9 protein-coding genes are annotated in these 10,979 nt (G+C 70.7%); 2 read left to right on the top strand and 7 right to left on the bottom strand.

Going from position 1 to position 10,979, the window contains the following annotated elements:
* The 6 genes from sepX to galU form a co-directional block, all read right to left on the bottom strand.
* Positions 1-1,028, bottom strand: a 1,028-nt coding sequence (sepX, locus tag WH07_RS23340) for a divisome protein SepX/GlpR (RefSeq protein ID WP_046503417.1), incomplete at its 3' end; no start/stop codon positions are given.
* A gap of 142 nt (positions 1,029-1,170) precedes the next feature.
* Positions 1,171-1,776, bottom strand: coding sequence for a GNAT family N-acetyltransferase (locus tag WH07_RS23335; RefSeq protein ID WP_046503414.1), 606 nt, complete (start codon positions 1,774-1,776; stop codon positions 1,171-1,173).
* Positions 1,777-1,790: 14 nt separating this feature from the next.
* On the bottom strand, positions 1,791-2,408 hold the full coding sequence (locus tag WH07_RS23330) for a MogA/MoaB family molybdenum cofactor biosynthesis protein (protein WP_079023481.1): 618 nt from the start codon (positions 2,406-2,408) through the stop codon (positions 1,791-1,793).
* A complete protein-coding gene (gene moaC, locus WH07_RS23325; protein ID WP_046503411.1) occupies positions 2,405-2,944 on the bottom strand; it encodes a cyclic pyranopterin monophosphate synthase MoaC in 540 nt (179 codons plus the stop codon). The genes WH07_RS23330 and moaC overlap by 4 nt, the downstream gene beginning before the upstream one ends.
* A gap of 72 nt (positions 2,945-3,016) precedes the next feature.
* Entirely contained in the window at positions 3,017-4,351 is a 1,335-nt protein-coding gene (glp, locus tag WH07_RS23320; RefSeq protein ID WP_046503408.1) for a molybdotransferase-like divisome protein Glp, read from the bottom strand.
* Between the two features lie 3 nt (positions 4,352-4,354).
* Complete coding sequence (gene galU, locus WH07_RS23315) at positions 4,355-5,257, bottom strand: UTP--glucose-1-phosphate uridylyltransferase GalU (protein WP_046503422.1); 903 nt, start codon at positions 5,255-5,257, stop codon at positions 4,355-4,357.
* A 105-nt stretch (positions 5,258-5,362) separates the two neighbouring features.
* On the opposite strand from galU, the gene WH07_RS23310 reads away from it, so the two are divergent.
* Entirely contained in the window at positions 5,363-5,986 is a 624-nt protein-coding gene (locus tag WH07_RS23310) for a 5-formyltetrahydrofolate cyclo-ligase (protein ID WP_046503407.1), read from the top strand.
* Between the two features lie 271 nt (positions 5,987-6,257).
* On the opposite strand, the gene WH07_RS23305 is transcribed toward WH07_RS23310, so the two are convergent.
* Complete coding sequence (locus tag WH07_RS23305; protein ID WP_046503405.1) at positions 6,258-9,137, bottom strand: penicillin acylase family protein; 2,880 nt, start codon at positions 9,135-9,137, stop codon at positions 6,258-6,260.
* A 280-nt stretch (positions 9,138-9,417) separates the two neighbouring features.
* Here WH07_RS23305 and WH07_RS23300 point away from each other — a divergent pair.
* A partial coding sequence (locus WH07_RS23300; RefSeq protein ID WP_106409662.1) for a potassium/proton antiporter occupies positions 9,418-10,979 on the top strand: 1,562 nt, incomplete at its 3' end.

Here is a 10,979-nt window from a genome sequence, read left to right as displayed (position 1 = left end):
GGGGTGGGCTCGGCGGTGGAGGAGCGGGCCGCGCTCCAGGTTTCCGGGTCGCCCACCTCGACGCCGCTGGTGGCGCGCGGGGCGACCGGGGCCGTGACGTACGTGGGGAGCGGGACCGGTACGGGCTCCCAGCTCTCGCCGCTCGCGGGGCCGCGTTCGCGCTGCTGGTCGACCCACTCCGCGTGGTCGGTCTGCTCGACCAGGGCGCGGCGGCCCGCCTCCTGGGGCGAGACCTTGGGGGCCGGTTCCGGTTCGGGGCGGGGTTCGGGCTCCTCGTCGGGCTCGCCCGGGGCGGCCGTCGAGGGCTGGTGGCGGCGCGGGCGGTTCTCACGGAGCCGCTGCGCCGCCGCCTCGGCCTTGCGCCGGTCCATCGTGAAGGCGAAGCGGCGCCGCTCCTGGGCGCGCAGATGCACGATGTACACGCTGAGGAGGACTGCGGGGACTCCGGGCGCCCAGAGGAAGCCGAGGCCGCCGACCGCCGCGACGACCGTGCCGAGCGTGAAGGCGACGAAGAGGACCATCGTCGTACGCCGGCGGCGCGCCAGGACCTGCGAGCGCTGCGCGCGCCGGGCGCGTTCGGCCGCGCCCCCCGAAGGCCGCCCGCGCCGGGCCGGCACCTCCTCGGGCGCGGCCCCGGCCGTACCGCCGGGGCCCGTCTGCCGGCCCCGGCCGGGCCGGGACCGCGACGGTGCCGGTCTGCCCGGGGCCGGGACGTCCGCGCGGATCTCCATCCGCGCTTCCGTACGGGCCGGGGGCGCGGCGAAGGCCCGGACGTCCACGGAGCTCATCGACTCCGTACCGGCGTCCGGCTCCCCGCCGGGCCCCGCCTCCTCGGCGGCGCGTCCCTGAAGCTCCTTGGCGTAACGGCGCTCCATGGCCGCCCGTCCGGACAGCAGCCGGATGGCGGTACTGAAGCGCTCCGTCGGACGTGCCTCATTGAGCTCGTCCTGCCTGCGGAGCCACATCGGCACCAAGTAGGCGGCCCAGGCCCCGACGATGACTGCGTAGATGAGGCCGCTGCTGCTCACGGTTCACACCGTAGAGGGGTTCGCACGAGGGCATCGGCCAATTGAGCCGGTGTGTCGCACGATCTGGCTGATACCACGGACTTTTTTTGTGACTGTTCAGATCAGTTTATGGCCATATGCCGATCAATATCGAACACTTATCTTATTTTCTAGGTGTTCCTGGCCGTGCCTGGCGCCACCGGCGGACCAGCCCCTCGGGCACCTCCTCGGCTGTCAGGACGAACACGAGATGGTCCCGCCATGCGCCGTCGATATGGAGATAGCGCGGACGCAGCCCTTCCTCGCGGAATCCGAGTTTCTCGACGACTCTTCGGCTGGGCCCGTTCTCCGGGCGAATGCAGATCTCGACGCGGTGCAGTCCGACCATCCGGAAACAGTGGTCGACGGCGAGCGCCACCGCCGTGGGCATCACACCGCGGCCCGCGACCTCGCGGTCCACCCAGTAGCCGACATGCCCGGAACACATCGAGCCCCAGGTGATCCCGGCGACGGTCAACTGGCCCACCAGCCGCCCCTGGTACTCCACCACGAAGGGCAGCATCCGGCCCGCGTTGGCCTCGGCCCGCAGATGGCGGACCATCTGTCGGTAGGTGGGGCGCTGGGCGACCGGGCCGCCCGGGGGCGGCGGTGGGATCGTGGCCTCCCAGGGGCGCAGCCAGTCGCGGTTGCGCCGGTTCACCTCACGCCAGGCGCGCTGGTCGCGCAGCCTTATGGGGCGGAGGGTGACCTCACCGTCCACCAGGGTCACGGGCCACGCCGGGTTCATCCGGAGGTACGGGGGTGATCGCCGCCGTGGATCTGGTCCACGGCGTGTACGAGCAGCCGCCCCAGCACGGCGAGACCGTCGCGCACACCGCCGGACGAGCCCGGCAGATTGACGATCAGGGTCCGCCCGGAGACCCCGGCCAGGCCCCGGGAGAGCGCGGCGGTGGGGACCTTGGCGGTGCCCTCGGCGCGGATCGCCTCGGCGATGCCCGGGATCTCGTAGTCCAGGAGGAGCCGGGTCGCCTCCGGGGTGCGGTCCGTGGGCGAGATGCCCGTACCGCCGGTGGTCAGGATGACGTCGTACGAGGCGGCCACGCCGTCGCGCAGGGCACGCTCGACCGGCTCGCCGTCGGGGACGACCTTCGGTCCGTCGACCGTGAAGCCGAGCGCGGCGAGACCGCCGGCCAGGATCGGGCCGCCCGTGTCGCTGTAGACACCGGCGGCGGCGCGGTTCGAGGCGGTGACGACCAGAGCGCGGTACGGCAATGGCCGCACCGGGCCCGAGCCGTACGGTGCGGACGCCGCCGGTCCCGTACCGGACACCGATCCCGTACCGGACGCCGCCGGTCCCGTACCGGACACCGCTTCCGTACCGTCACTCGCGGGCCCGCTCATGAGGCACTCCCATCCGACGCGGAAGCCCGGCGGGTCCAGTGGCCGGACTTGCCGCCCGTCTTCTCCTCGACCCGTACGTCCGTGATCACCGCGCCCTTGTCGACCGCCTTCACCATGTCCACGACCGTGAGCGCGGCGACCGAGACGGCGGTCAGGGCCTCCATCTCGACGCCCGTACGGTCCGTCGTCTTCACCGTCGCCAGGATCTCCACGGCGTCGTCCGCGACCGCGAGGTCGACAGTGACTCCCGAGACCGCGAGCGGATGGCAGAGCGGAATCAGCTCCGGGGTCCGTTTCGCGCCCATGATGCCGGCGATACGGGCGGTGGCGAGGGCGTCCCCCTTGGGCACTCCCCCGCCCCTGAGCAGCTCGACGACCTGCGGCGACACCAGCACCCGGCCGCTGGCGCTGGCGGTGCGCGCGGTGATCTCCTTCGCCGAGACATCGACCATGCGGGCCGCTCCCGACTCGTCGATGTGGGTCAGGCTGCCCTGCTGAGAGGGTCCGGGGGTCTCCCCCCGGGAAAACGCGGTCATTCGCTGTGGCGCTCCCGGTCCGGGCCCGTCAGGGCCTCTGTGGGCAGACACGGTACCGCCACCACCTGACCGTCACCCGATCAGGACGACGTCGACGTCCGCCCCGGGCTCGGCCAGGACGGAGTCCTCGGGAACCACGATAAGCGCGTTGGCATGGGCGAGGGCGGCGACGAGATGCGAGCCGACGCCGCCGACGGGGGTGACGGAGCCCGTCGCCGTGTCGTACGTACCGCGCAGGAACTGACGGCGGCCGGCCGGGGAGGTCAGCGGCTTGTCGGCGGAGAGCGTGGCCCGGACCGTCGGGCGGTGGACGTCCTCCAGGCCCATCAGCCTGCGGATCGCGGGCCGTACGAACAGCTCGAAGGAGACGTACGACGAGACCGGATTCCCCGGCAGGGCCAGCAGCGGGGTGTGTTCGCGGCCGATCGCCCCGAAGCCCTGCGGCTTGCCCGGCTGCATCGCGAGCTTGCGGAAATCGACTCCGGCGCCGTCCTCGTCCTCGTCGCCCACCGCGGACAGGGCCTCCTTGACGACGTCGTACGCGCCCACGCTGACGCCGCCCGTGGTGACCACCATGTCGGCGCGGATGAGCTGGTCCTCGATGGTGGCGCGCAGCGTGTCGGCGTCGTCGGTGACGGCGCCCACCCGGTACGCGATGGCGCCCGCGTCCCGGGCCGCCGCGGTCAGCGCGAAGCTGTTCGAATCGTAGATCTGGCCCTCGCCCAGCTCCTCGCCCGGCTGGACCAGCTCGCTGCCGGTCGAGAGCACGACCACGCGCGGACGGGGCCTGACCCGTACCGAGCCGCGGCCGATGGCGGCCAGGAGCCCGATCTGCGGCGGGCCCAGGACCGTACCCGCCTCCAGGGCCAGATCACCGGCCCGGACATCGCTGCCGCGGGAGCGCACATGCCCGCCGGCCTCGATCGGGCGGTACACCCGCACCTCGCCGCTCGCGCCGCCGGGAGCCTCGCCGGCCGGGCGCATCGAGAGGGCCGCCCCGCCCCCCGTACCCCCGTCGGTCCACTCCACCGGGACGACCGCCTCGGCGCCGGGCGGCAGCGCGGCGCCGGTCATGATCCGGGCCGTCTCGCCGGGGCCGACCTCGGGCAGGGAACCGCTGCCCGCCGCGACGTCGCCGACGACGGTCAGCACGGCGGGGAACTCCTCGGTGGCCCCCGCGACATCGGCCGTGCGGACCGCGTAACCGTCCATGGAGCTGTTGTCGAACGGCGGCAGCGCCACCGGTACCGTGATGTCCTCCACGAGCACACAGCCCTGCGCGTCGGGCAGTTGCAGCTCGATCGGGTCGAGCGGATGGACCGCGGCCAGGATGTCCGCGAGATGGTCGTCCACCGACCAGAGACGCTCGTGCCCGAAGGCCGGTACCGGTTGTGCCGTGCTGCTCAAGTGCTACATCTCCTCGGCGACATAACTGCGGAGCCAGGTCCGGAAGTCCGGTCCCAGATCTTCACGTTCACACGCGAGTCTGACAATGGCACGCAGATAGTCGCCGCGGTCGCCGGTGTCGTAACGGCGGCCCTTGAAGACCACGCCGTGGACCGGACCGCCGACCTTCTCGTCGACGGAGAGCTGCTGGAGCGCGTCGGTGAGCTGGATCTCGCCGCCCCGGCCGGGCCCGGTCTCGCGCAGGATCCCGAAGACGGCGGGGTCGAGGACGTAGCGGCCGATGATGGCGTAGTTGCTCGGCGCGTCGGCGGCTTCGGGCTTCTCGACCAGGTCGTGCACCTTGACCACGTCGGCGTCGCGCGTGGGCTCGACGGCCGCGCAGCCGTACAGGTGGATCTGCGACGGATCGACCTCCATCAGCGCGACGACGCTGCCGCCCTCACGCTCCTGGACCTCGACCATCCGGGACAGCAGCGGGTCGCGCGGGTCGATCAGGTCGTCGCCGAGGAGGACCGCGAAGGGCTGGTCACCGACGTGCGGCGCCGCGCAGAGGACGGCGTGGCCGAGGCCCCTGGGGTCGCCCTGGCGCACATAGTGCATGGTGGCGAGGTCGCTGGACTCCTGGACCTTCGCGAGGCGTTCGGTGTCTCCCTTGCGGGTGAGCGCTTCCTCCAGCTCGTAATTCCGGTCGAAGTGGTCCTCAAGAGGCCGCTTGTTGCGGCCGGTGACCATGAGCACGTCGGAGAGACCGGCTGCCACGGCTTCCTCGACCACGTACTGGATCGCGGGCTTGTCGACGACCGGCAGCATCTCCTTGGGAGTTGCCTTGGTGGCGGGCAGGAACCGGGTGCCGAGGCCGGCGGCGGGGATGACAGCCTTGCTGATCCGGGAGGGCGACTGAGTCATGCCGAACACAGTATCTGTTGCGTATGGGCGGAAGATGATGCTCCGGTTAACTTTCGCCTCATACAAACGCATACGAGAGGTTTGTGATGTCTGGTGGGTGATGAGATGCCCGGAAAGGCGGCCCTGCGCAGCGAACTGCTCGCCGCGCGGCGCCTGCTGTCGGATGAGGACGCCCGGCGCGCCGCGGCGGTTCTCGCGCGGCGCGCGCTGGAGCTGCCGGAGCTGGCCCGGGCCGGTACGGTCGCCGCGTATGTCTCGGTGGGGCGCGAACCCGGCACCCGCGCGCTGCTGGACGCGCTGCGCGCGCGGGGCGTACGGGTCCTGCTGCCGGTGCTGATGGCCGACAACGACCTCGACTGGGCGCCGTACGAGGGCGCGGACCGGCTGGTACGGGCCGGTCGCGGGCTGCTGGAACCGGACGGTACACGGCTCGGCCCCGGCGCCGTCCTGGAGGCGGAGGTGGTGCTGCTGCCGGGCCTGGCGGTGGACGGGCGCGGTATGCGGCTGGGACGCGGCGGCGGCTCGTACGACCGGGTGCTCGGCCGGCTGGAGCAGGCGGGGGCGGCACCGGCCCTGGCCGTCCTGCTGTACGACGGCGAGGTCGTCGCGCGGGTGCCGGCGGAGCCGCACGACCGTCCCGTACGGGCGGTGGTGACGCCCGGGGGCGTGCTGCGCTTCGGCACCGGGGACACGCGTGTGCCGGACGGGCGGTGCCGGCACAGGAGCTGACACCGCCCGGCACCCGGGGTCGCGCTCATCTAGGGCCTCTCGTTTGGATCTTGCTGAGCTCGCGGGCCCGCAGTGACATCAGCCGCCGTCGCGTCGGGCCGCGTCTCGCGGCGTTGTCGTGGTCGCCCACTCCCCCACAGCCTTGAGGGCGTGGGAGGTACCCCCTCCGCGTGGGCTCCCTCCTCCGCCTTGCGATACACGGCACCAACGCCGACATCAGCCGCTCCCGCGGCGGGCGCTCCCTGACCCAGCCAGACCCGAACGAAAGACCCTAGGGCGTCAGCGTGAGGGTGTCGGCGGTGGACTGCTCCACGGCGTTGACGCCGTAGGGCCAGTCGAGCAGCTCGCCCTTGGCCCACTTGCTCGTCTGGTCGGTGTAGTGCGCGCTGTACGCGTGGCCCGAGGCGCCCGTCAGATTGATCCAGCGGGACTTGTCCCAGTCACCGACATTGACGACCATCCGCATCGACGGAACCCAGACGACCTCGTAGCCGCCCGCCGCGTTCCAGCCCGCCGCGTTGACCGCCGCCTCGCCGCCGCCGAGGTTCCACGGACCACGGTTGAGTATCCGCTTGAGGAAGCCGGGGCCGCTGGTGCCGAGGGTCTGGTTGTCCAGCGTGAGCTGGTGCAGCCGGCCCCAGGTCCAGCTCGACGTGTCCTTGCCGAGCTTGGCGGTCAGCTCCCAGCGGGCGTCGCCCATGGCGCGTTCGAGCAGCTTGTCGCGGGTCTTGGTGGCAGGCAGCTTGCGGCTGGCCGGGACGCTCCACCAGGCGTTGTCCTCGTCGTCGAGGATGCGCCGTACCACCTCGTACCAGCGGTCGCCGCCGTCCGGCTGCGCCGACGCCGGGTCGCGCTGGCCGCACTCCCGTACCACCTGGTCGAGGTCGTCCAGCGGGGCCGAGTCGTTGGCGGGGCGGACGTTGAGGCACTGGCCCTTGACCCGAAGCTCCTTGGGCAGCTTGTTGCCGAAGGCCAGCTTGAGGACATTGCGCCAGACTGCGTTGAAGTAGGCGGCCGCGCCCGAGTCGGGTTCCTGGGTGTAGTCCCAGCCTTCGAGGAGCTTCTGCGCCTCGCGTACGGACGGGTCCTTGACATTGATCTTCAGCAGGATCGGCGTCAGCAGCTTGGCGATCTGGCTGCTGTTGTCCATCTGCATGGTCTGCATGTCGTCGGTCGAGATCTTCCCGCCGTCCTTGATCTTCGACTCGATGAGATCGTTGATCCGCTGGCTGCGGGCGCCGTAGCCCCAGTCCTCGGTGAACTGATACGGGTACTTCTTGGCGTCGACGACGGCCTGGTTGGCGGTGACGATGTAGCCGCGCTTGGGGTCGTACTCGTACGGCAACTGCTCGAAGGGGATGTACCCCTTCCACTGGTACTTCGGGTCCCAGCCGGGAGCCGGCATCCGGCCGTCGCCCTCGGCGCGGATCGGGATGCGGCCGGGCGCCTGGTAGCCGATGTGGTTCTTGGTGTCGGCGTAGATGAGGTTCTGCGAGGGGACCTCGAAGTGCTCGGCGGCCTTGCGGAACCCGGCGAAGTCCTTGGCCTTGTTCAGCTCGAAGACCGCGTCCATGGACTTGCCCGGCTGGAGCGCGGTCCACTGGAGCGAGACCGCGTAGCCCTCGCCGCGGTCGGGGGCGACATCGCCGACCGGGGCCTTCTCGCCGACCTTCGCCAGCTCGGTGTCGCGGTCGGAGACCACCGGGCCGCGGTCGGTGGACCGTACGGTGATCGTCTTGCTCTTGCCGCCCGCGACCTTGATGGTCTCCTCGCGGATCTTGAAGGGCTTCTCGCTGTCGCCGTACTGGTACGAGTCGCCGTCGACCTTCTCCAGGTAGAGGTCGGTCACATCGGCACCGAGGTTGGTGAAGCCCCAGGCGATGTCCTGGTTGTGGCCGATTATGACGCCGGGGACGCCGGAGAAGGTGTAGCCCGCGACGTCGTACTGGCAGGTCTCCGAGACGCTGCGGCAGTGCAGGCCCATCTGGTACCAGAGGGAGGGGAGCTGCGGGGCGAGGTGCGGGTCGTTGGCGAGGAGCGGCTTCCCGGTGGTGGTGTAGCGGCCGGAGACGACCCAGGAGTTGGAGCCGATGCCGTCGCCGCTGGGGCCGAGGAGGGCGGGGATCTCGTCGAGGGTGCCGGAGAGGGACTGGAGCTGTGAGCCGAAGTTCTCGGTGGCTTCGGAGGCGGTGGTGCCGGTGGCGCTGTCCGCCGGGCTGCCGGTGGCCGCGCTGTTGACGACGGTGCCGGAGGCGGGGTCGGTGGTGCCGATTCCGGTACCCGCGCCGGAGCCGGTGCCGGTATCCGTACCGGTGTCCGTGCCTGTCCCTGTGCCTGTGCCGTCGGTGCTCTGGTCACCGGGGGCCGTGCTGCTGGGCTCGGCCTCGGGGTCGTACTTCTCGGTGACCGGGTCGATCCCGCCCTCGCTGACGACGGTCTTGTTCCGGTCGTACGGGTACGGCGGGTACAGCTCGTCGATCTGCTTCTCGCTCAGCCGGCTCGTCAGCAGCGACCGGTCTATCTCGTCCTGCATGTTGCCGCGCAGGTCCCAGGCCATCGCCTTGAGCCAGGCCACCGAGTCGACGGGGGTCCACTTCGCGGGCTTGTAGTCGTTGACGAAGTCGAGCGCCGCGTATTCGACCGAGATGTCCTTGCCGTCGCGGCCTTCGAGATAGGCGTTGACGCCGTCCGCGTACGCCTGGAGATTCTTCTTGGTCTCCTCCGACAGCACGTCGTCGTACTCGCGCTGGGCCACCCCGCGCCAGTCGAGGGTGCGCAGGAAGGCATCGGTCTTGACCTGGCCCGCGCCGAACATCTCGGAGAGCCGCCCGGCGGTCATATGGCGGCGGACGTCCATCTCCCAGAAGCGGTCCTGTGCCTGGACGAAGCCCTGGGCGCGGAACAGGTCGGCGTCGCTGTTGGCGTAGATCTGCGGGACGCCGTAGCTGTCACGCCGGACGTCCACGGGTCCTGAGAGGCCCTTGAGCTGGATCGATCCGGTCGTCTGGGGGAACGAGGCGCGGACGGTGCTGACGCCCCAGTACGAGCCGTAGCCGACACCCGCGACAAGCGCCAGCACCAGGACGATCACGATCAGACGGGCGCGTCGCCCCTTCTTTTTGACGGAAGGGGGGGCTGTGTTGGCGGGCATCGCTGTCCTTCGAGGGGCAGGGTGGTCCTGGAATGCTGGAGCAACCATAGGCGCAGGCGTTCCCCGGCCCCGACGCGGTGTCATGTAGTGCGACTCATCGAACGATCACAGAAGGATACAAGCGGGATTCGTGCCGAGTTGACACCTGCTTCCGGGGGCGAGCGCGACGCAAATCACATCCGAGCCCGCCTGAAACTCGCACTGACAATCGAAGGCGTCAAGAAAACGTTAAAGATTAGGTAAGGTAACGAAGTACCGGCCGCCGGAGGAACGATCCGGCGTGCGCGAGGGGAAGGATCGGCCGCTGACTGTCCACCAGCTCAATGAACTCCTGCTCGTCAGCTCACTCGTGCTGCTGATCGCGGTCGCAGCCGTACGGGTCTCCTCCCGGAGCGGCCTCCCCAGCCTGCTGCTCTACCTCGGGATCGGGGTGGTCATAGGGAAGGACGGGCTCTTCCATGTCGACTTCGACAACGCCGGACTGACCCAGGTCATCGGCTATGCGGCCCTCGTCGTGATCCTCGCCGAGGGCGGTCTCGGCACCAAGTGGAAAGAGGTGCGGCCGGCGCTGCCCGCCGCCGCCGCGCTGTCGACCGTGGGGGTCGGGGTGAGCGTCGGGGTGACCGCCGCCGCCGCGTACTACCTGGTCGGCCTGGAATGGCGGCAGGCGCTGATCATCGGCGCGGTCGTCTCCTCGACGGACGCGGCGGCGGTCTTCTCCGTGCTGCGCAAGGTGCCGCTGCCGTCCCGGGTGACCGGCGCGCTGGAGGCCGAGTCGGGTTTCAATGACGCCCCTGTGGTGATCATCGTGGTCGCGCTCTCGGCATCGGGGCCGGTCGAGCACTGGTACGTACTCGTCGGCGTGATCGCGCTCGAACTCGCCATCGGCGCGTGCATCGGGCTCGCGGTGGGCTTCGCGGGCGCCTACGGACTGCGGCATGTGGCGCTGCCCGCCTCCGGGCTCTACCCGATCGCGGTGATGGCCATCGCGGTCTCGGCGTACGCGCTCGGTGCCACGGCGCACGGCAGCGGCTTCCTCGCCGTCTATGTCACCTCGGTGATCCTCGGGAACTCCAAACTGCCGCACGCCCCGGCCAACCGCGGCTTCGCGGAGGGGCTCGGCTGGATCGCGCAGATCGGTATGTTCGTGCTGCTCGGGCTGCTGGTGATCCCGCACGAACTGGGCGACGACTTCCTGCCCGCGCTGATCGTCGGCCTTGTCCTGACGGTGGTGGCCCGGCCGCTGGCCGTCGTGGTCAGCCTGCTGCCGTTCCGTATCCCCTGGCAGGAACGGGCGCTGATGTCCTGGGCAGGGCTGCGCGGCGCGGTGCCCATCATCCTGTCGACCATCCCCATGGTGTCGCAGGTCGAGGGCAGCCTGCGGATCTTCAACATCGTCTTCATCCTGGTCGTCGTGTACACGCTGGTGCAGGGGCCGACGCTGCCCTGGCTGGCCAAGGCGCTGCGGCTCGGCGACCCCGCCGAGGCCGCCGACCTGGGCATCGAGTCGGCGCCGCTGGAACGGCTGCGCGGCCATCTGCTCTCCGTGGCCATCCCCCCGCGGTCGAAGATGCACGGTGTGGAGGTCGGCGAACTGCGGCTGCCCTCGGGGTCCGCGGTGACCTTGGTCGTACGGGAGGGCAAGAGCTTCGTGCCGTCGCCCTCGACCGTGCTGCGCCGGGGTGACGAACTGCTGGTGGTGGCCACGGATCCGGTACGCGACGCGGCGGAACGGCGCCTGCGGGCAGTCGGCCAGGGCGGAAAGCTGGCCGGATGGCTGGGCACGGGCTCGTCGGCGTCAGGGGCCGGATCAGGAGGGTCGGGGTCGGGGTCGTCGTCGGG

The sequence above is a fragment of the Streptomyces odonnellii genome (assembly GCF_000981895.1).
Classification (GTDB): domain Bacteria; phylum Actinomycetota; class Actinomycetes; order Streptomycetales; family Streptomycetaceae; genus Streptomyces; species Streptomyces odonnellii.
This window is presented reverse-complemented; position numbering and strand designations above follow the sequence as displayed.

Coding starts and splice junctions, on each gene's coding strand:
- WH07_RS23330 (WP_079023481.1), bottom strand. CDS start 2,408: ATGAGCGGGCCCGCGAGTGACGGTACGGAAGCGGTGTCCGGTACGGGA.
- moaC (WP_046503411.1), bottom strand. CDS start 2,944: ATGACCGCGTTTTCCCGGGGGGAGACCCCCGGACCCTCTCAGCAGGGC.
- galU (WP_046503422.1), bottom strand. CDS start 5,257: ATGACTCAGTCGCCCTCCCGGATCAGCAAGGCTGTCATCCCCGCCGCC.
- WH07_RS23310 (WP_046503407.1), top strand. CDS start 5,363: ATGCCCGGAAAGGCGGCCCTGCGCAGCGAACTGCTCGCCGCGCGGCGC.
- WH07_RS23305 (WP_046503405.1), bottom strand. CDS start 9,137: ATGCCCGCCAACACAGCCCCCCCTTCCGTCAAAAAGAAGGGGCGACGC.